Source organism: Bradyrhizobium sp. Pha-3, assembly GCF_042258325.1.
Taxonomy (GTDB): Bacteria; Pseudomonadota; Alphaproteobacteria; order Rhizobiales; family Xanthobacteraceae; genus Bradyrhizobium; species Bradyrhizobium elkanii.
Window position 1 is genome coordinate 287,052 of sequence record NZ_CP170151.1, and the last position, 20,730, is coordinate 307,781.

Here is a 20,730-nt window from a genome sequence, read left to right on the forward strand (position 1 = left end):
CAGCGTGTCTTAACATAGTGATGCGAGCGCGGGGAACGCAGTCGAACTGCTGCCTGCGTCATATTCTTACCGCCGCCGCAGCGTGCTATTCCATCGGGCGCGGCTGATTCCATGCGGCAACCGAATCGAGCGGCCATGTCCATCGGCGAACTTTTCATCCTCGGCTTCTACGGCAAGGTCATTCCGCCTTGGCTGAAGGAATTTGCCGGGCAATTCGGGCTCGGCGGGGTGATCCTGTTCGACTATTCCTGCCAGACCCGGCAGTACGACAACAACATCGCCTCGCCCGCGCAGGTGCAGTCGCTCTGCGCCGAGATCGCGGCGCTGCCGTCGCGGCCGCTGGTCTTCATCGACCAGGAGGGCGGCCTGGTGCGCCGGCTCAAGGAGACCAGCGGCTTTCGGCCGCTGCCGAGCGCGAAGGAGTTCAATCTGCTCGCGCGTGCGGAAAAGCAGACGGTGCTGGCCGCAAGCTATGGCGAGCTGCGCCGGCTCGGCATCCGCTACAATTTCGCGCCGGTCGTCGACGTCGACTACAATTCGGACAATCCCAACATCGGCAGGATCAAACGGTCCTATTCGCCCGATATCGGTGAGGTCGAGGCCAATGCCCGGCTGGTCGACGCTGCGGCGCGGCAGGCGAGAGTAGGCCTCTGCCTGAAGCATTTTCCGGGCATCGGCGGGGCGAGCGTCGATTCGCACCTGGAGTTCATGGACATTTCCGATGCGCTGCGTCCCGAGCAGGAGGAACTGTTCTACGCGTTGGCGCCGCGCATCTATGGCGATGCGGTGCTGGTCAGCCACGCCATTGTCCGGCAGTGGGACGCACAGCATCCGATGACACTGTCATCGGCCGGCCTTGGCCGGCTTCGCCGTCGCCTGCCCGAGACGCTGCTGATCACCGACGACATGCAGATGCAGGGGCTGCAGAAGGCGCTCGGCACAAGCGCGGCCAGCCTGCAGTCGATCGCCGCCGGCATGGACATGATCTGCATCGGCAACAATCTGTTCGACCAGGAGCAGGAGATGGCCGGCATCGCCGCGGCGGTCGCGGGTGCGGTGCAAGACGGGGCGCTGGATCGCGCCGCGGTTCAGCGCTCCATTGCGCGGGTGCGAAAGCGCAAGGCGCTGCTCGCCTGATGGCATTGAACGAAATTCCGCGCCGAGCGACCACAAGAGGTGGAACCAAATTTCATTGCCGCGATTTAACAATGACGCTCATCGGGGCTGACAACCATGAAGATGCTCAAGCGTCTCTTCCGATTGACCTGGCTACGTCGGGCCGCACGCAAACCAGCCGATTTTCCGCCTGCTTCCATCGATCCCGACGAATTCAGCCGCCTGCTTTGCAGCGGGCGCGCCGAGGATTTGCGGATACTGGCAAAGAGATTGAGCCAGCGCTCGCGGGCCCACGCATAGACGGTGGATCGGATCTCATCACGCGGCCGGTTCTCGGCTGAACCGGCAGGTCCGACGCGCGGCCGTGACTCCCGGCGCCGGTCTCGATGCGATCAGCTACTGCTTTGCTTTTTCATGATTGCCGATCCCGACCGCCTTGTAGTCGTAGGTCGGGTAGAACTCGGTGTGGTAGGCGCCCCAGGCACTGTTCTCGATGATGCGGTTGACCTCGCGCAGCCGCGATGCCGGCAGCCGCAGCGTCACCACCTGGCCAATCCCCATCATCACGTACCAGCTGACGACCTCGACACCATCGGGCGGAAACGCCTTGTAGAAGCCCTGCCGCTCAAGCTGGGTATTGAGCTCACCGAGCGGTCGTGACTGATCATGCTTGAAGAAGATGGTGAGCATGACCGCGTTGTCGGGCGTCGGCGTTGCATCGCCGGTCGGCGAGGTCTGGGCCTGCGCGCCGGCGCCAAGCAGCAGTGCCGCGGCGAGCGCCGCAATCGTCATCCAGGATATCCGGGATCCGTTCCGCCCTCGCTTCATGGCCGCGCCCTTGTTGCTGATCGGGAGGCGGCGATCATCGCGACGCCTGTCGGGGCTGTAAATTGACATTCGCCTGATCCGATGCCTGCCCAATGCGCTCCCGATGCTCGGTTGATGTGAACCGTCTCATAGGTGCGCGCGCCCGCGTGCGGTATGCCGAGGCCATCCCGATGCCGAGAGGGATGATCGATGACGACCCGGCGAATGGCGTATTGGTGGTTCAGGTTCGTTCTTTCGGGCCGGTTCCTGCAGAAATTCCTTCGGCTCCGGCGCCTCTGAGGCGATGCCGGGCCGCGAATTCCGGCCTTTTCCAATCCGGAACCAAGGGCCGGAAACGGCTGGCCGAACCGTTCAAGGTCGATGCCAGGCAGAGAATCCCGCCGGTGGCAACCTTGGTCACCCGTCCCGTAAGAATACTGTAATTCGACTCAAATATGCGAGATTCGTTGCCAAATCAGCGGTAATCTGCGCCTGCTTGGCAGGTCGGGGCCCGAAGTCACAGTTGCGTCACCCGTAGTTTTACGGAGTCCCGTGTTAACGCGGCCACAAGTTCACCTTTGGTAAACCATACTTATGACGCAACATGACAATCGAGCCGAGGCGCGCCTTCCGGCATGGACGGGTGGAACCGCGACGCTCGAGCCGCAGCCGCTTGAGACTCAGGGAGCCGCAGTGTCGCGGCCGCAGGCGGACGCCGGTGCCGCAATCGTCCGGCAGTTCAATGGGCCGGTAACGGCGCTGCTGCTCTATATGAACGAGCTCAAACAGCACAGTCAGCAATTCGCACACGCGCCCGGCAATGGCGTCTATCTGCGGCAGGTGATCGAGAATGCGCTCGAGCAGACCGAGCGCGTGTCCGCGATGCTGAAGCAGATTTCCGACCTCTATCCCAATGCCGTCCCGGCCACCGATCTCAAGCCGCCGGGCGACGACAAGCCGGCAGGCTCCCGGTCGCCGGATGTCATGTTCGCGCCGGAAGCCGGCCGCAAGCCGTTGACCAAGCGCGAGCGTGAAGTGCTCAGCTTGATCAGCGACGGCTATTCCAACAAGCAGGGCGCGCTGCGGATGAACATCAGCCCGCGCACGTTCGAGAGCCATCGCGCCGAGGCCATGCGCAAGCTCGGGGCGCGCAACACTGCCGATCTCGTCCGCAAGGCCTTGCTGCATTCCGCATAGAGCGTTTTCAAGCGAAGTGGTTCGCGCAAAGAAGACGCGTCGAAACTGAAATCCGGAGCGCCGTTCCGATTCCATCGGAGCGGGGCTCTGGGCGTGTTCGGCTCGTTAGAACCCGGTTCTCAGAAATCGTCTTCCGCGGCGAAGCACAGGCGCGGCGCGAGCCGCGCGGCCGGCGCGGCGGCCTTCGGTTCATCCGGAACGATCGTGACCACCCATGCCGCCGTCGCGCCAGACTTGCTTTCGACGATCGCGCGCACGCGTCCGGTGACGGTCGCGCCGGCCGACCGTACGGTGGCGGGCCGGCCGTTGAACTGGGCCATGCGGAAGCGCCGGGCTTCCTTCCGGTCGGTCGTCTGGTACGTGAACATCGGCTCCCCCGTGCGTCCACGCAACTGTGGGGATGCAGCGTTATCCGACGGTGAAAATCGCACGCCGTAGAAGTACGGCTTGCACGGCGGTCAGAGCGCTTTTGAGCGAAGCGGGTGCCGGCTCGCGCGAAGACAACGCGGCAAGATAACGAACTCTAGCGGCCGACTTCCTGACAATTCAGCAGTCCCGCATATTGCGCCTTGACCGCGGCGTAGCATTCGCACGCGGTCCTGATCAGCCCATCCGCGTTGGTGATCTCGATGTGCCCGCGGCTGTAGTGGATGAAATTGGCCTGTTGCAAGGTATGCGCGACCAGCGACACGCTGTTGCGGCGCGCGCCGATCATCTGCGCCATCGCCTCTTGCGTCAGGACGATCTTGTTGCTGCCGGAGAGATCGCGCGTGTGCAGCAGGCATCGCGCCAGCCGTGACTCCACGGTGTGCGCGGCGTTGCAGCCGGCCGTCTGCTGGATCTGGGCGTAGACGGCAAGCCCATGCCGGATCAATCTCGCGCGAAGCGTCGGGCTCTGGCCGGCAGCCACGCGCAACGGCTCGAGTTCCACGGTCGAGGCGACGCCGGGCACCAGCACCGTGGCGTTGTTGAGGACAGGTCCTTCGACCAGCGGGGCGAATGCGCCATAGATGCTGTCTCGGCCGACCATCGCGACCTGCACGCGCTCGCCTTTTGCGAGCCTGACCACCAGCGAGATCACGCCCTTGTGCGGCATGTATGTCCGCTTGAGCATCTCGTCGGTCTCGACCAGGACCGAATTGGCGGCGAGGTCGACTGTCCGCAGATGCGGCCGAATCAACTCGAAATCGCTTGCCGAGAGCGACGCCAGAAATCCGTTGGGTGATCGAGGAACCGTTTCCAAAGCAACCTCCAGCCTTCCGGCAAAGCTTGTCTCTGGGCCCCAGGGCTGACGTGCGGCTGGACGTCCTTGCAACCTATTCTGGCACGTCAGGGTTCCGATGGAAACATGTCTTGGTTCCAATAGAAATAGACCTATCGCCGCACGTCCGCGTTGTCTGGCCGGTCACCGTTGGGGCAGGGTGGCGCGCCGGTCAGTCTTGCGGCCCGATCAATTGTTCGGCGTGCGCCTTGACCGTCGCGTAGCATTCACACGCCGCCTTCCGCAGCCCGTCGATATCGGTGATCTCGATATGACCGCGGCTGTAACGCAGGATGCCGGCCTGCTGAAACCCATGTGCGACAATCGAAACCGCATTGCGCCGGACGCCGATCATCTGCGCCAGCATCTCCTGAGTGAGCGGCAACGCCTCGCTGCCGCACAAATCGCGCGCGCGCAGCAGCCATCGTGACAGCCGTGCCTCCACCGGATGGGAAACATTGCAGGCGACGGATTGTTGCGTCTGCGCCATCAGCGCCTGCTCATAGAGCGCAACGAGGGTCCGGAAATCCGCGCTGCGATCTACTGCCTCGCGGAAATCCTCCGCCCGCACCATCGAGGCCGAGCCCGGCACCACGACAATCGCGTCGGCAAGCAGCGGCCGCTCGTGCAGGGCGGCAGACGCGCCCACGGCGCCGTCACGACCGATGGTTGCAATTTCGACAGATTGCCCGTCGGACAGATTGATCATCATCGAGACCACGCCGCCATGCGGAAAATAAACCCGCTGCACCGGCGCGCCGGCATCGGCGAGCGCCATTTCCCTGGTCAGGTCGACGGTTTCGAGAAGGGGATGAAGTTGCGCGTACTCCGTGGAGGGAAGTGCTTGCAACAGACGATTGGGCGGACGCGATACCGCGGACATTGGTGCTCCTGCCGAGGGCGGGAGCACTACGGTCTCGCATCACCTACTCTTGGCGTGTGGAATGATTGCGAACATAGCTTGCCTGTCCAATTGCACAAGGGTTGTGGTGTTGAAACTATACCCTCTAGAGGGCAGACGGCGTGGCCGCCGCCGGCACCGGTGATCGACGTCGATTCGCGGGGCGCGCGATACGAGCGCGACTTTGTCTCTCATTTATTGATTTCCATTAACTCTGTTCTTTGCCGGACTTTGCATCGTGGTGACCTGCAACGCCGGCTATCGACGCGCCGGGCGGTAGCGCCGGGATGCCGCAAGTCCTGCACATGCGCAGGAAATTCGCGGCCATGACGTCGGTCCGGCGCCGAACGCGCGCTGCCGCGGTCAGCCATCGCGCTGGCCGCCCGTCGAATCACCGGCAAGGCCATTCTGGGTATTTGTACGGATCAGCCCTTTAACGAACGGGTAGCGCGGACGGACCAGTGTGGCGTGGGTCGCCGTGCGAAATTTACGGCGTCGCGTCAATCGTGTTCATCCAGAAGGGTATCCAGTATGTCCGGCATCGTTCTTTCGGCATCGGTCCGTCAAAACCTGCTTTCGCTGCAGTCGACCGCTGACCTGCTCGCCACCACGCAGAACCGCTTGTCCACCGGCAAGAAGGTCAACACTGCTCTCGACAATCCGACCAACTTCTTCACGGCACAGTCGCTCGACAACCGCGCCAGCGACATCAACAACCTGCTGGACGGCATCGGCAACGGCGTGCAAGTGCTGCAGGCCGCCAACACCGGCATCACCTCGCTGCAGAAGCTCGTCGACAGCGCCAAGTCGGTCGCCAACCAGGCCCTGCAGGCCGCGGTCGGCTATTCCGCGAAGTCGTCGGTGACGACCGCTGCGATCCCCGGCGCCACCGCTGATAACCTGCTCGGCACCGCGACCCCGACCAACGCAACCCTCACCAGCACCGCCGCCTATACCGGCATCGACCTCACCGCGGCCGGCGCGAACCTGACGTTCCAGATCAACAGCCAGACTGTGACCTTGAACTCGGGTGCGAACTATTCCGCCACCCAGGTTCGCGACGCCATCAACACGCAGGTCGGCGCCAGCGCCAAGGTCGCCGCCTCGATCGACGGCACCGGCAAGCTGGTCCTGACCAGCACCAACACCGCCGGCGCCGGCGACACGCTGACGGTCGGTACGTTCAGCTCGGGCGACGCGACGCAGCTCGGCCTCCCGGCCGGTGCGACGGCGACCGCAAACGGCACGGCTGGCGCGAGCCCGCTGGATACGCTCACGCTGACCATCGGCGCAACCGGCAACGGCACCGCGACCAACATCACCTTCGGCACCGGTGCCGGCAAGGTGAAGTCCCTCAACGACCTGAACGCCGCACTCGCGGCCAACAACCTGCAGGCCTCGCTCAGCGCGGCCGGTGCGCTCACCATCAGCACCACCAACGATGCCGCTTCGGCGACCATCGGCACGATTGGCGGCACGGCTGCCGGCGCCGGCAAGCTGTTCAACGGCCTCACGGGCAGCGCTCCGGTGCAGGACCCGACTGCGCTGGCGAACCGCGCCAACCTGGTCAACCAGTACAACAACATCCTGGACCAGATCACCACGACCGCCCAGGACGCGTCGTACAACGGCATCAACCTGCTCAACGGCGATCAGCTCAAGCTGACCTTCAACGAGACGGGCTCCTCGACGCTGAAGATCCAGGGCGTGACCTTCGACGCCACCGGCCTCAACCTCACCAAGCTGACCGCCGGCACGGACTTCGTGGACAACGCTTCGGCCAACGCCACGCTGAAGACGCTGAACAGCGCGAGCGGCCTGCTGCGCACCCAGGCTTCGACCCTCGGTTCGAACCTGTCGATCGTGCAGATCCGCCAGGACTTCTCGAAGAACCTGATCAACGTGCTGCAGACCGGCTCGTCCAACCTGACGCTGGCCGACACCAACGAGGAAGCGGCCAACAGCCAGGCGCTGTCGACCCGTCAGTCGATCGCAGTGTCCGCGCTAGCGCTGGCCAACCAGTCGCAGCAGAGCGTTCTGCAGCTGCTCCGCTAAGCGTAGCCGCGACAGACATCGACTATCGAGGCGGCGGAGGAAACTCCGCCGCCTTTTGCTTTGGTTGCGCTTAACCATCCTGCCGGCTTCAACCAAAGGGCGATCGCGTTGTGATGCAGGCGGTCGGCATGTCGCGAACGTTTCGCAAGACTTAGCGGTCCTCAATTCCAATTAGTTCAAATTGCGATGAGCGATGGAACGGCCTCTTTCCCGTCCGGGTGGTAAGGGCCTGTCCTTGTGAGACTGGCCGTGATGTCGTGATGCGTCGTCGAACTGCTGAAGCGCTTCATCGTCCGTATTTGCACGGACGGCAAAATTAACGTCGCCGTGAAGCCGGCCAAGTTATCGATGCAAGGCGAGCGTTCCGTAGCACCTTGAGGGGACCTATCCATGGACGATCTGTTGCGCGAGTTCCTGACGGAGAGCAGCGAGAGCCTGGATACGGTCGACAACCAGCTGGTGCAGTTCGAGCAGGACCCGAACAACGCGAAGATCCTGGATAACATTTTCCGCCTGGTGCACACCATCAAGGGGACCTGCGGCTTCCTCGGGCTGCCGCGGCTCGAGGCGCTGGCGCATGCCGGCGAGACGTTGATGGGCAAATTCCGCGACGGCATGCCGGTGAAGGCGGAAGCCGTGACGCTGATCCTGTCCTCGATCGACCGCATCAAGGAGATCCTCGGCGGCCTTGAGGCGACCGAGGCCGAGCCTGAAGGCAACGACCGCGATCTGATCGATCAGCTCGAGGCCATGGTCGAGCACGGCATGGCGGCGATGTCCGATTCGACGCAGTCGATATCGTCAGGCTCGACGCAGTCGATGCCGGCTGCGGCTGAAGAAGACGTGCCGGTCGTCGAAGCCCCGTCGGTGCAGGCGGCAATGACCGAGGGCACGCTGGTGGTGCAGACGCTGGAGCGTCCGCTGCGCCCGGGCGAGGTCTCGCTCGATGAGCTCGAGCGCGCCTTCCGCGAGACCGAGACCGAAGTCGCCGCACCCGCGCCGGCCGCGAAGCCCGCTGCCGCAGCACCCGCCGCCGAGCCCGCTGAAGCCGCCAGGAAGCCGGCCCGCAAGGCCGCCGGTGAAGACGTCCAGGAAGGCGACAAGATCGCCAACCAGTCGATCCGGGTCAATGTCGACACCCTCGAACACCTCATGACCATGGTCTCCGAGCTGGTGCTGACCCGCAACCAGCTGCTGGAGATCTCGAGGCGCAACGAGGACACCGAGTTCAAGGTGCCGTTGCAGCGGCTCTCCAACGTCACCGCCGAGCTGCAGGAAGGCGTCATGAAGACGCGCATGCAGCCGATCGGCAATGCCTGGCAGAAGCTGCCGCGCATCGTCCGCGACCTCTCCGGCGAACTCGGCAAGCAGATCGAGCTGGAGATGCACGGCGCCGACACCGAGCTCGACCGCCAGGTGCTCGACCTGATCAAGGATCCGTTGACGCACATGGTGCGCAACTCCGCCGACCATGGGCTCGAGACCACCGCCGAGCGGGTCGCCGCCGGCAAGGGAGAGCAGGGCACCATTCGCCTCTCCGCCTATCACGAAGGCGGCCACATCATCATCTGCATCGCCGACAATGGCCGCGGGCTCAACACCGAGCGGATCAAGGCCAAGGCGCTCCAGAACGGTCTCGTCACCGAGGCCGAGCTCGAGAAGATGACCGAGGCCCAGATCCACAAGTTCATCTTCGCGCCGGGCTTCTCGACCGCCGCGCAAGTGACCTCGGTGTCCGGCCGCGGCGTCGGCATGGACGTGGTGCGCACCAATATCGACCAGATCGGCGGCACCATCGACATCAAGAGCGTGGCCGGCGAGGGCGCTTCGGTCACCATCAAGATCCCGCTGACCCTGGCGATCGTCTCCGCCTTGATCGTGGAAGCCGGCGGCGACCGCTTTGCGATTCCCCAATTGTCCGTGGTCGAGCTGGTGCGGGCCCGCGCCAACTCCGAGCACCGCATCGAGCGCATCAAGGACACCGCAGTCTTGCGGCTGCGCAACAAGCTGCTGCCGCTGATCCATCTCAAGAAGCTGCTCAAGATCGACGACGGCGCGACCACGACCGATGCCGAGAACGGCTTCATCGTGGTCACGCAAGTCGGCAGCCAGACCTTCGGCATTGTGGTCGACGGCGTGTTCCACACCGAGGAGATCGTGGTCAAGCCGATGTCGACCAAGCTGCGGCACATCGACATGTTCTCCGGCAACACCATTTTGGGCGATGGCGGTGATCATGATCATCGACCCCAACGGCATCGCGAAAGCCCTCGGCGCGTCCGGCTCGTCGGCCCATGACCTCGCCGACGACAATGCCGCGGCGCATGCCGCAAGCGGCGAGCAGCTGACCTCGCTGTTGGTGTTCCGCGCCGGCTCCTCGCAGCCCAAGGCGGTGCCGCTCGGCCTCGTCACCCGGCTGGAGGAGATCGCAACCGACAAGATCGAGCTCTCGAACGGCCGCTACATGGTGCAGTACCGCGAGCAGCTGATGCCGCTGGTGCAGATGGCCGGCGTCGAGGTGCAGAGCCAGGGCTCGCAGCCGATCCTGGTGTTCGCCGACGACGGCCGCTCGATGGGGCTCGTGGTCGACGAGATCATCGACATCGTCGAGGAGCGGCTCAACATCGAGGTCGCGGGTTCGCAGGACGGCATCCTCGGCTCGGCCGTGATCAAGGGCCAGGCCACCGAGGTGATCGACGTCGGCCACTTCCTGCCGATGGCGTTCGCCGACTGGTTCTCGCGCAAGGAGATGCGCCCGTCGGCCTCGGCGCAGTCGGTGCTGCTGGTCGACGACTCCGCGTTCTTCCGCAACATGCTGGCGCCGGTCTTGAAAGCCGCCGGCTACAAGGTCAGGACCGCGGGCGGCGCGCAGGAAGGGCTCGCCGCGCTGCGTTCGGGACAAAGCTTCGACGTCGTGCTGACCGACATCGAGATGCCCGAGATGAACGGTTTTGAGTTCGCCGAGAACATCCGAAGTGACCACAACTTCAACCAGCTGCCGATCATCGCGCTGTCGGCGATGGTGTCGCCGGCGGCGATCGAGCGCGGCCGGCAGGCCGGCTTCCACGACTATGTCGCCAAGTTTGATCGTCCCGGGCTGATCGCGGCGTTGAAAGAGCAGACCGCCGAACTGCGCCGGGCGGCATAACCGGGCTTGAAGGGACGATACGATGACCAGCAAGACCGAGACCAGCGAAGGCGCGATGGCCGAATACGTCACCGCCGTGATCGGCGGGCAGCTGTTCGGGCTGCCGATCTCGCGGGTGCAGGACGTGTTCATGCCGGAGCGGCTGACGCGGGTGCCGCTGGCTTCCAGCGAGATCGCCGGCGTGCTCAATCTGCGCGGCCGCATCGTCACCGTGGTCGACATGCGCGCCCGGCTCGGGCTGCCGAAGGCCGATGACGGTAAGCCTCCGATGGCGGTCGGCGTCGACCAGCGCGGCGAATCCTACGGCCTGTTGATCGACCAGATCGGCGAGGTGTTGCGGCTGCCCGACGACAGCCGCGAGGACAATCCGGTCAACCTCGATCCCCGCATGGCCAAGCTCGCCGGCGGCGTCCACCGCCTCGACGGCCAGCTCATGGTCGTCCTCGATGTCGATCGCGTGCTCGAACTGGTGCCCAAGACCGATCCAAGGACAGCTGCTGCAGCGTAACACTCCACCGCGGAGACGGTGGATTCCACAAGGAGGCCAACACATGAAGACATGTCTCGTCGTCGACGATTCCGGCGTGGTGCGAAAGATCGCGCGCCGCATCCTCGAAGGAATGGAGTTCACCGTCATCGAGGCCGAGGACGGCGCGGTCGCGCTCGAAGCCTGCAAGCGCGCGCTGCCGGATGCCGTGCTGCTCGACTGGAACATGCCGGTCATGGACGGCTTCGAATTCCTCGTGCAGCTCCGCCGCATGCCCGGCGGCGATCAGCCCAAGGTCGTGTTCTGCACGACCGAGAACGGCATCGACCACATCTCGCGGGCGCTGCATGCCGGCGCCAACGAATACATCATGAAGCCGTTCGACAAGGACATCGTGATCGCGAAATTCCAGGAAGTGGGCCTGCTGGCGCTCGACGCGTCGGCCGAAGCCTGACACCCCGTTTCACCATTCAGTCCCTTGTGAGGCTCCCGTGACGCCCCCCGACTACGAGTATCTGCGTAAGCTGCTGAAGGACCAGTCCGGTCTCGATCTGTCCGCGGACAAGCAATATCTGATCGAGAGCCGCCTGCTGCCGCTGGCGCGCAAGAGCGGCCTGTCCGGCATCCCCGACCTGGTCGCCAAGATCAAGGCGGGCTCGTCCGCGCACACCGTCCAGGTGGTCGAAGCCATGACCACCAACGAGACGTTCTTCTTCCGCGACAAGGTGCCGTTCGAGCACTTCCGCGACACCATCATGCCCGAGGTGCTGAAGGCACGTGCCGCGCGCCGCAGCGTCCGGATCTGGTGCGCCGCTGGCTCGACCGGCCAGGAGCCCTATTCGCTGGCGATGTGCCTGAAGGAAATGGGCGCGGCGCTTGCCGGATGGCGCGTCGAGATCATCGCGACCGATCTGTCGCAGGAGGTGCTGGAGAAGTCGAAGGCCGGCATCTACAGCCAGTTCGAGGTGCAGCGCGGGCTGCCGATCCAGATGCTGGTCAAGTACTTCAAGCAGTCGGGTGAATTCTGGCAGGTCAATCCCGAATTGCGCGCGATGGTGCAGCACCGCCAGCTCAATTTGCTGCACGATTTCTCCCAGCTCGGCACGTTTGATGTGATCTTCTGCCGCAACGTGCTGATCTATTTCGATCAGGACACCAAGATCAACATCTTCAACCGTCTCGCCCGCTTGATGGAGCCCGACGGCTTCCTGGTGCTGGGTGCCGCCGAAACCGTGGTCGGCCTGACCGACACGTTCAAGCCGCTTCCCGAGCGACGTGGCCTGTACCGGCCGAGCGGGGTGCGGGGCGGGCTCGCCATGCCTAGGCCTGCGATGGCGGTCGGATATTGAGCGATGACCGAGGACGGCAAATCCATTGAGCGGGTCACCTTCAGCCGGGGCGTCGATGTCTGCATCATGGCCATCGACGGCACCTGGCGGCGCGACTGCCAGCTCAATGCCATCTCCGACACCGATGCGTCGCTGACGGTCGAAGGTTCCATTCAGGGGCTCAACCTGAAGGAGTTTTTCCTCCTGCTGTCCTCGACCGGACTTGCCTATCGCCGTTGCGAACTGGTCCGCGTCAACGGCACCGAAATGGACATCAGCTTCCTCAAGGGCAAGTCGAGCAAGCGGCGATCGTCCGCCGATGAAGAGCGGGCCAGGGCCTGACGCCAAGAAGGCCTGATCCGGCCGGGCGGGCAAGGCCCGCGGCCAATCCGGACGATGCGTGGAACAGATCGTCGCCTGATGGGTTGGGCGTCGTCGGGACAATCGAGGTGATCGGGCCGAACCCGTCGGTTGCGGCGGGTCAGTTCAGCAGACGCGCCGGTGCCCCGGAATCGCGCAGCCGGTCGAGCGCCGCGCCGAGGCCGGCATCGCAGGCTTTCAGGGCGGTGGACGCTGTGAGGCGGCGCGGGGTAACGTCGTCGCGAACGACGATGTCGGTGTCGGCCTGCCGCTCGGCCAGCACGGCCTCGCGCGCAATCGCCGCTTCGATCAGCCGCAGGCTCGCCTGGACATGGCCAATCAGCGCGACCAGGTCCGTCACGATCAGACCGTAGGGATCATTGCCCTCGTCCAAGCGCACTGCAACTCGGTCCGCCGCTGCATTTTCCATGCATGTTTCTCCACTGCCCCCACTTTTAGGGAACGCGGTGCTACTTGTGCGTTAAGCGGACGTCCCGTACAAATACGGGTCCATTGATCGAGATGGTCTAGTTAGTTCTTGTGCGGTCAGGGCAGCACGCTTCACCACTGATGGACGATGCATATGGTTGAGAATGGCGCTCCGCGCGGGGAAATCTTTGTAGTCGACGACGATCCTGCCGTTCGCGAGACGCTTTCAGTGGTCCTGTCGACCGCTGGTTACAAGGTGATCTGCTTTGCGGACGGCGCGGCGTTGCTCGCGGTGGCGCGCAGCAGGACGCCGGCCTGCATCCTGCTCGACGTGCATATTCCCGGCAAATCCGGCCTCGATATCCTGAGGGAGCTGCATGGCGAGGATTATCCGGCGCCGATCTTCATGATCTCCGGTCAGGGCGACATCGCAATGGCGGTCAGCGCCATCAAGAACGGCGCGCTCGACTTCATCGAGAAGCCGTTCCGCGGCAACGAGATCGTGAGCCGTCTGAACGAGGCGATCGACGCCTACACCAGGCGCCAGGCCGAGACGTCGGCGTCGCGGATCGCCGCGCTGCACTTCCCGGGTCGCGAGCCGCTGACCCGCCGCGAGCGCGAGGTGCTCGAGCAGTTCACCGCGGGCGCCTCCAACAAGGAAGCCGGGCGCCACCTCGGCATCAGTCCGCGCACGATCGAGGATCACCGCGCCAACATCATGAAGAAGCTCGGCGCGCGCAACGCCGCCGATCTGGTTCGCATCGTGATGACGGCGCAGCAAAAATAAGCCAAGGCCGGTTTACGTTCCGATTGCCACGTTGCGGAGCCCGCGCGGCGCACGTTCAGCGAACGGCACGTCTGCGCCGGGCGCGGGACGACATGTCTGAAAATCGAGTGTATGCCTGAGGCAGGGCAAGCGTGCCGGGATCGCGCGCGTGCGAGCAATGTCGAGACACATGGCGATGACGAAAAAGAGCAAGACCCCGGATCAATTGCGCAGCGCGCGCTGGTTTGCGCCCGATGATCTGCGCGCCTTCGGCCACAGATCGCGGGCGATGCAGATGGGTTACGCGCCGGAGGAGTGGCGCGACCGGCCGGTGATCGCGATCATCAACACCTGGTCGGATGCGCAGCCTTGCCACATGCATTTCAAGAGCCGGGTCGACGACGTCAAGCGCGGCGTGCTGATGGCCGGCGGCTTTCCGCTCGAGCTGCCGGCGCTGTCGCTGTCGGAATCGCTGTTGAAGCCGACCACGATGCTCTACCGCAACATGCTGGCGATGGATGCCGAGGAGCTGCTGCGCGGTCACCCGGTCGACGGCGTGGTGCTGATGGGCGGCTGCGACAAGACCACGCCCGGCCTGCTGCTCGGGGCCACCAGCATGAACCTGCCGGCGATCTACCTGCCCGCAGGACCGATGCTGCGCGGCAACTGGAAGGGCCGCACGCTGGGCTCCGGCTCGGACGCCTGGAAATACTGGGACGAGCGCCGCGCCGGCAAGATCTCCGACAAGGACTGGGTCGACATGGAGGCCGGCATCGCCCGCAGCTATGGCACCTGCATGACCATGGGCACGGCCTCGACGATGACCGCGATCGCGGAAGCCATCGGCATGACGCTGCCGGGCGCCTCGTCGATCCCCGCGGCCGACGCCAACCACATCCGCATGAGCTCGGAGGCCGGCCGCCGCATCGTCGAGATGGTGTGGGAGGATCTCACGCCGCAGAAGATCCAGATCCGCAAGGCCTTCGAGAACGCGATCACGGTCGCGATGGCGATGGGCTGCTCGACCAACGCCATTATTCACCTCATCGCGCAGGCGCGCCGCGCCGGCCAGGATATCTCGCTCGACGACTTCGAGATCGCGAGCCGCAAGGTGCCTGTGATCGCCAATGTGCGGCCGAGCGGCGACCTCTATCTGATGGAGGATTTCTTCTATGCCGGCGGGCTGTCCGGTTTGATGAATAGGATCAGGCAGCATTTGCATCTCGACTGCATCACCGTCACCGGCAAGACTCTCGGCGAGAACATCGCAGGCGCCGAGGTGCACAATGACGACGTGATCCGCACCGTCGACAACCCGATCTACAAGGAGGGCGCGCTCGCGGTGTTGAAGGGCAATCTCGCGCCCGATGGCTGCGTCATCAAGCCAAGCGCCTGCGATCCGCGCTTCCTCAAGCACACCGGGCCTGCTCTGGTGTTCGACGACTATCCGTCGATGAAGAAGGCGGTCGATGATCCCGATCTCGACGTCACGGCCGATCACGTGCTGATCCTGCGCAATGCCGGTCCGCAGGGCGGGCCGGGCATGCCGGAATGGGGCATGCTGCCGATCCCGACCAAGCTCGTGAAGCAGGGCGTGCGCGACATGGTGCGGCTGTCGGACGCGCGGATGAGCGGCACCAGCTACGGCGCCTGCATCCTCCACGTCTCGCCGGAATCCTATATCGGCGGCCCGCTGGCGCTGGTTCGGAACGGCGACCGCATCACCCTCGACGTCGCCGCGCGCACCATCAATCTCGATGTACCGGAGGCTGAACTCGCCAAGCGCCGCGCGGCGTGGAAGCAGCCCGAAAAGCGCTTCGAGCGCGGCTATGGCTGGATGTTCTCGAAACACATCAAGCAGGCCAATGAAGGCTGCGACTTCGATTTCCTCGAGACCGGTTTTGGTAAACCGGTGGGCGAGCCGTCGATCTACTGACTCACCGTCGTTCCGGGGCGCGAAGCGAACCCGGAATGACAACCGGGACACAGCACCACATGTCAAAACTCAGCGACGCCACCCGCAACAAGCTGAAATCCGTCTCCACCGCGACCGTCGCGACCGCGCTGTTCAAGCGCGGCTTCCGTATCCAGATGATCCAGGATGTCCATCCCTTGAGCCCGGATCAGCCGACCATGGTCGGCGAGGCCTTCACGCTGCGCTACATGCCGGCGCGCGAGGACCTCAACACAATCGAGGTGTTCCGTGACCGCGCGCATCCGCAGCGCAGGGCGATCGAGGACTGTCCGGCCAGCAGCGTGCTTGTCATGGACAGCCGCAAGGATGCGCGCGCCGCGTCGGCCGGCGCGATCCTGGTGACGCGGCTGATGAAGCGCGGCAGCGCCGGCGTCGTCACCGACGGCGGCTTCCGCGATTCGGCCGAGATCGCGCGGCTCGGCTTCCCGGCCTTTCATCATCGCCCGAGCGCGCCGACCAACCTGACGCTGCATCAGGCGATCGAGATCAACGTGCCGATCGGCTGCGGCGATGCGCCGGTGTTTCCCGGCGACGTCATCCTCGGCGACAGCGACGGCGTCATCGTGATCCCGGCGCATCTCGCCGATGAGATCGCCGACGAGACGTTCGAGATGACCGCGTTCGAGGATTTCGTCACCGAGCAGGTCCAGAAGGGTCGCGGCATCTTCGGCCTGTATCCTGCGACCGACGAGCAGACGCTGAAGGATTTTGCAGCCTGGCGGAAGGCGAAGGGGCGGTAGCTGCCCAACCACCGCTGTCGTCGCGGACAAATGATCGCCACGCATTCCGCCGTCGTCCCGGCGAAGGCCGGGACCCATAACCACAGGGAGGAGTTTGGCGAAGACTGGCAGTTGCGTTGTGTGCCCCAGTACTGCGACCTCCTTGCTGGATAGATCACGCGGTATGGGTCCTGGCTTTCGCCAGGACGACGATGCGGAGGGAGCGCGCAAGCCAACGGTGCCCTACACCTCCGCCTTGTCCGCCATCCCGACCGCCCACAGCGCGAACGCATAGACGATCGCGATCTCGTCGAGGCGGTTGAAGCGGCCGGAGGCGCCGCCGTGGCCGGCGCCCATGTTGGTGCGAAGCAGCACCGGGCCGCCGCCGCGCATGGTGGCGCGCAGCCGCGCGATCCATTTCGCCGGCTCCCAATAGGTGACGCGCGGGTCGGTGAGCCCGCCCATCGCCAGGATCGCGGGATAGTCCTTGGCCGCGACATTGTCGTAGGGCGAATAGGACAGGATGGTGCGGAAATCCTTCTCGCTCTCGATCGGGTTGCCCCATTCCGGCCATTCCGGCGGCGTCAGCGGCAGCGTGTCGTCGAGCATGGTGTTGAGCACGTCAACAAACGGCACTTCGGCGACGATGCCGGCGAACAGCTCGCCGGCGCGGTTGGCAACCGCGCCCATCAGCATGCCGCCCGCCGAGCCGCCGTGGCCGACGATGCGTTTTGCACCGGTGTATCTCGCCTCGATCAGCGCGCGCCCGGCGGCGGCGAAATCGTCGAACGTGTTGGTCTTCTTCTCGCGCTTGCCGTCGAGATACCAGCCCCAGCCCTTGTCGGCGCCGCCGCGGATATGCGCGATCGCATAGACAAAGCCGCGGTCGACTAGCGACAGCCGGTTGGCGGCAAACGATGCCGGCATCGCCATGCCGTACGAGCCGTAGCCGTACAGCAATAGCGGCGCCTTGCCGTCGCGAACGAAATCCTTGCGATGCAGGATCGAGACCGGCACCTGCGCGCCGTCATGCGAGGTCGCCATGATGCGGGTGGTGACGTAGTCCGCCGGGTTGTGGCCGGACGGAATCTCCTGGCGCTTGCGCAAGCTCCGCGTCCGCGTCGCCATGTCGTAGTCATAGACTTCCGACGGCGTCGTCATCGACGAATAGGCAAAACGCAAGTTGGTGGTGTCGAACTCGTAGCCGCCCATGGTGTCGAGCGAATAGGCCGCCTCGTCGAAGGCGATCGCGTGCTCCTCGCCGCTCCTGAGGTCGCGGATGATGATCGCCGGCAGCGCATTGGCGCGCTCCAGCCGCACCATGTGGCCGGCATAGAGCTCGACGTCGAGCACATAGACGCCCTCGCGATACGGGATCAGGTCGCGCCAGTTGGCGCGCTCGGGCGCGGCGAGCGGCGCGGTGACGACCTTGAAGTCGATGGCATCGTCGGCATTGGTCAGGATGAACAGCTCGTCGCCGCGGTCGGCGATCGAATATTGCACACCTTCCTTGCGTGCCGCGACGAGGCGCGGCGGCGCGTCGGGATTGGAAAGATCGATCAGCCGCTGTTCGGAGGTCTCATGGTCGCCGCCCGCGATCACGCAGAAGCGGCCGCTCGCACTCTCGTGCAGATGGGTGAACCAGCCGGGATCCTGCTCCTCATAGATCAGGGTGTCGTCGGCCTGTTGGGTGCCGAGCTTGTGCCGCCACACCTGCATCGGCCGGTGATTGTCGTCGAGCTTGACGTAGAAGAAGCTCCTTGAATCCGCGGCCCACACCACGCCGCCGTCGGTCTCCTCGACGAGGTCGTCGAGATCGCCGCCAGTGGCCCAGTCGCGCACCCGGATCGAGAAATATTCGGAGCCCTTGGTGTCGGCGCTCCAGGCGTGCAGCCGATGATCGTTGGAATGCCGGCTGCCGCCGAACTTGAAATATTCGTGGTCCTTCGCCAGCGCGTCGCCGTCGAGCACGACATGGGCGTCGCCGCCGTCGCGCGGCGTACGGCAGTACAGCTCGTGCTGGCCGCCCTCGCGGAACTTGCGGAAATAGGCGAACGGGCCGTCCGGCGACGGCACGCTGGAATCATCCTCCTTGATCCGCCCGCGCATCTCCTTGACCAGCCGCTTCTGCAAGCCGTCGGTGTGGCCGAGCAGGCTCTCGGTGTAGCCGTTCTCGGCTTCGAGATAGCTCCGGATATCGGAATCGAGGGTCGAGGGATCGCGCAGCACCTCCTGCCATTTCGGATCCTTGATCCACGCATAATCGTCGGTCACCGTGATGCCGTGGGTGGTGAAGGAATGCGGCCGGCGCGGCGCGACCGGGGGCGATGTTGTGATGGCGGATTTGGTCACACGATCCTCATGGTGCGGGGTTCCGCTCTATATCGGGATGAATGTGGCGATTGCCAGATGGCGCACCTATTCGCGCGCCCGCACGCGGCAGAGCGAGCTAGCCGTTGCGTAGCCTCGCCCCCGCATTGCCGCCGGACATCGGGATCCGGTTCACCGCCAGCACCACGGCGAAGGTGATCACCAGCATCGCAATGCCGAGCACCGCGATCGCGGCGAGGTCGCCGCCTTCGTTGAGGTCGTAGATCAGGACCGACAGCACCTTGGTCTGCGAGGTGAACAGCACGATCGCCGCCGACAGTTCCCGCATCACGCCGATGAAGATGAAGCACCAGGTAGCGATTACGCCGGTGCGCAGCAGCGGCGCGGTGATCTGGCGCAGTGCCTGCAGCCGCGTCGCGCCGAGGATGCGGCTCACCTCCTCGAGCTCGGGATGGATGGTCGCGAACGCCGCCTGCAATTGCTGATAGGCCGACGGCAAATTGATGGTGAGGAACGCCAGCAGCAGGATCCACAGCGTGCCATAGAGCACGAAGGGCGGCCGCGTGTAGCTCAGGAACAGGCCGACGCCGAGCACGATGCCGGGGACCGCGACCGGCGCGGTGGCGAGGAAGCCGAGCACGCGGTGGCCCGCGATCACCTTCCGCGTCGTGACATAGGCGATGACGAGCGCGAGGATGGTGCCGATCGTCGCGGTCGCGGTGCCGAGGATCACGGTGTTCTTGAGTGCGAGCTGGGTCGACGACAGCTCGGTGAACACGAAGACGATGTTGTGCAGCGTCGCCGTCGACGGCGTCACCAGCGTGGTCGCGTTCGGCGAGAATGCGGCGTTGAGCAGCGCGAGGTAAGGCAGGAACACCGGATTGAGCAGCACAAAGAGGCAGAAGCCGAGCGCGGCCCAGCGCCAGCCGCGCAATTCGACCCGGCGCGGCGCGCCATATTTGCCGCCGATCACCGAATAGCCGCGGCGGCCGAGCAGCGCCTTCTGGCCTTGCAGCAGCAGGATGGTCAGCACCAGCAGCGGCACCGCGGCGGCGGCCGCGAGCTCGAGCTTCGGCGGATACTGGAACAGGCTCCAGATCTTGGTCGTCATGGTGTGGAAGCCGGCCGGCAGCGCCAGGATCGCCGGCGAGCCGAACAGCGTCATCGCCTGCAGGAACGCAATCAGGGCGCCTGCGACCAGCGCGGGCAGCGCCAGCGGAATCGTCACCCGCCGCGCCGTGGTCCAGGCATTGCCGCCGAGGATCGCGGAGGCATCTTCCAGCTCGCCCGGCATGGTGTCGAGCGCATTGGCCACCAGCACGAACACGAACGGGAACGTGTAGCAGGAGATCACGAAGATGATCCCGGTCATCGAATAGATGTTGAACAGCGCGTCGGCGTCCTCGCCGGCGAACAGCCGGTAGAGCTGATTCAGCAGCCCCGAATTCGGCGCCGCCAGCAACTCCCAGGCGACCGCGCCCAGGAACGGCGGCGTCACGAACGAGGCCGTCACCAGCGCGCGGATGGTCTGCCGGCCCGGCATGTCGGTGCGCGACACCAGCCAGCTGATCGGCGCCGCGACGATGCAGCAGATCAGCGCCGACGTGGTCGCGATGATCGCGGTCGTCAGCAGCGGATCGAGGAAATCGGGATTGCTGAACAGCGTGACGAAGTTTTGCAGCGTCGGATGCCGGCCCTTGTCGGTGAAGGCAAACACCGCGAGCCACGACAGCGGCAGCAGGATCAGCAGGATGAGCACGGCTGCGAACAGCCACAGCACCGGCCGCGTCCAGTCGATGCGGGGGCGGGAGACGGGGGAGGTAGTTGTTGTTGTCATGTTGACCCGCGGT

Annotated in this window: 18 protein-coding genes and 1 pseudogene; 12 read left to right on the forward strand and 7 right to left on the reverse strand. The window is 64.8% G+C overall.

Annotated features, from left to right (window positions below; translation table 11 throughout):
• The first annotated feature begins 135 nt into the window (after positions 1-135).
• Positions 136-1,137 carry a glycoside hydrolase family 3 N-terminal domain-containing protein gene (locus ACE10X_RS01360; protein WP_038384559.1) on the forward strand — a complete coding sequence of 334 codons (1,002 nt, stop codon included), beginning with the start codon at positions 136-138 and terminating at the stop codon, positions 1,135-1,137.
• Positions 1,138-1,233: 96 nt separating this feature from the next.
• Entirely contained in the window at positions 1,234-1,416 is a 183-nt protein-coding gene (locus ACE10X_RS01365; protein WP_141342047.1) for a hypothetical protein, read from the forward strand.
• 96 nt (positions 1,417-1,512) lie between these two features.
• Here ACE10X_RS01365 and ACE10X_RS01370 read toward each other — a convergent pair whose 3' ends face one another.
• On the reverse strand, positions 1,513-1,944 hold the full coding sequence (locus ACE10X_RS01370; RefSeq protein ID WP_038384564.1) for a hypothetical protein: 432 nt from the start codon (positions 1,942-1,944) through the stop codon (positions 1,513-1,515).
• A gap of 573 nt (positions 1,945-2,517) precedes the next feature.
• Here ACE10X_RS01370 and ACE10X_RS01375 point away from each other — a divergent pair.
• Positions 2,518-3,120: a helix-turn-helix transcriptional regulator gene (locus ACE10X_RS01375; RefSeq protein WP_038384558.1), complete on the forward strand. Its 603-nt coding sequence runs from the start codon at positions 2,518-2,520 to the stop codon at positions 3,118-3,120.
• 119 nt (positions 3,121-3,239) lie between these two features.
• Here ACE10X_RS01375 and ACE10X_RS01380 read toward each other — a convergent pair whose 3' ends face one another.
• The 3 genes from ACE10X_RS01380 to ACE10X_RS01390 form a co-directional block, all read right to left on the reverse strand.
• Complete coding sequence (locus tag ACE10X_RS01380; protein WP_028343817.1) at positions 3,240-3,488, reverse strand: hypothetical protein; 249 nt, start codon at positions 3,486-3,488, stop codon at positions 3,240-3,242.
• Between the two features lie 155 nt (positions 3,489-3,643).
• Positions 3,644-4,363 (reverse strand): Crp/Fnr family transcriptional regulator, encoded by a 720-nt coding sequence (locus tag ACE10X_RS01385; protein ID WP_038384557.1) that lies wholly within the window; start codon positions 4,361-4,363, stop codon positions 3,644-3,646.
• 190 nt (positions 4,364-4,553) lie between these two features.
• On the reverse strand, positions 4,554-5,264 hold the full coding sequence (locus tag ACE10X_RS01390; protein ID WP_038384556.1) for a Crp/Fnr family transcriptional regulator: 711 nt from the start codon (positions 5,262-5,264) through the stop codon (positions 4,554-4,556).
• Positions 5,265-5,813: 549 nt separating this feature from the next.
• Between ACE10X_RS01390 and ACE10X_RS01395 the strand changes: the two genes are divergently transcribed.
• The 6 genes and pseudogenes from ACE10X_RS01395 (at position 5,814) to ACE10X_RS01420 (ending at position 12,642) form a co-directional block, all read left to right on the forward strand.
• On the forward strand, positions 5,814-7,337 hold the full coding sequence (locus tag ACE10X_RS01395) for a flagellin (protein WP_038384555.1): 1,524 nt from the start codon (positions 5,814-5,816) through the stop codon (positions 7,335-7,337).
• 390 nt (positions 7,338-7,727) lie between these two features.
• Positions 7,728-10,485 (forward strand): annotated as a pseudogene (locus ACE10X_RS01400) (chemotaxis protein CheW).
• A gap of 22 nt (positions 10,486-10,507) precedes the next feature.
• Complete coding sequence (locus ACE10X_RS01405) at positions 10,508-10,993, forward strand: chemotaxis protein CheW (protein ID WP_155262680.1); 486 nt, start codon at positions 10,508-10,510, stop codon at positions 10,991-10,993.
• A 43-nt stretch (positions 10,994-11,036) separates the two neighbouring features.
• Entirely contained in the window at positions 11,037-11,426 is a 390-nt protein-coding gene (locus ACE10X_RS01410; protein ID WP_018269419.1) for a PleD family two-component system response regulator, read from the forward strand.
• 37 nt (positions 11,427-11,463) lie between these two features.
• Positions 11,464-12,321, forward strand: a complete 858-nt coding sequence (locus ACE10X_RS01415) for a protein-glutamate O-methyltransferase CheR (protein WP_038385774.1) — start codon at positions 11,464-11,466, stop codon at positions 12,319-12,321.
• Positions 12,322-12,324: 3 nt separating this feature from the next.
• Positions 12,325-12,642 (forward strand): hypothetical protein, encoded by a 318-nt coding sequence (locus ACE10X_RS01420; RefSeq protein WP_038385773.1) that lies wholly within the window; start codon positions 12,325-12,327, stop codon positions 12,640-12,642.
• 139 nt (positions 12,643-12,781) lie between these two features.
• Here ACE10X_RS01420 and ACE10X_RS01425 read toward each other — a convergent pair whose 3' ends face one another.
• Positions 12,782-13,090, reverse strand: coding sequence for a hypothetical protein (locus ACE10X_RS01425; protein WP_038385772.1), 309 nt, complete (start codon positions 13,088-13,090; stop codon positions 12,782-12,784).
• 153 nt (positions 13,091-13,243) lie between these two features.
• Here ACE10X_RS01425 and ACE10X_RS01430 point away from each other — a divergent pair, with 153 nt between their 5' ends.
• The 3 genes from ACE10X_RS01430 to ACE10X_RS01440 all read left to right on the forward strand — a co-directional run bounded on the left by ACE10X_RS01430 (position 13,244) and on the right by ACE10X_RS01440 (position 16,570).
• On the forward strand, positions 13,244-13,876 hold the full coding sequence (locus tag ACE10X_RS01430; protein WP_018269422.1) for a response regulator transcription factor: 633 nt from the start codon (positions 13,244-13,246) through the stop codon (positions 13,874-13,876).
• Positions 13,877-14,051: 175 nt separating this feature from the next.
• The gene (gene araD / locus ACE10X_RS01435; protein ID WP_038385776.1) at positions 14,052-15,791 is read left to right on the forward strand and encodes an L-arabinonate dehydratase; all 1,740 of its coding nucleotides are present in this window, start codon (positions 14,052-14,054) and stop codon (positions 15,789-15,791) included.
• A 59-nt stretch (positions 15,792-15,850) separates the two neighbouring features.
• Positions 15,851-16,570: a ribonuclease activity regulator RraA gene (locus ACE10X_RS01440; RefSeq protein ID WP_038385771.1), complete on the forward strand. Its 720-nt coding sequence runs from the start codon at positions 15,851-15,853 to the stop codon at positions 16,568-16,570.
• A gap of 222 nt (positions 16,571-16,792) precedes the next feature.
• On the opposite strand, the gene ACE10X_RS01445 is transcribed toward ACE10X_RS01440, so the two are convergent.
• Together ACE10X_RS01445 and ACE10X_RS01450 are read right to left on the reverse strand one after the other, a co-directional pair.
• Entirely contained in the window at positions 16,793-18,901 is a 2,109-nt protein-coding gene (locus ACE10X_RS01445; protein ID WP_375763931.1) for a S9 family peptidase, read from the reverse strand.
• Positions 18,902-18,998: 97 nt separating this feature from the next.
• On the reverse strand, positions 18,999-20,717 hold the full coding sequence (locus tag ACE10X_RS01450; protein WP_304557425.1) for an iron ABC transporter permease: 1,719 nt from the start codon (positions 20,715-20,717) through the stop codon (positions 18,999-19,001).
• Positions 20,718-20,730: the final 13 nt, after the last annotated feature.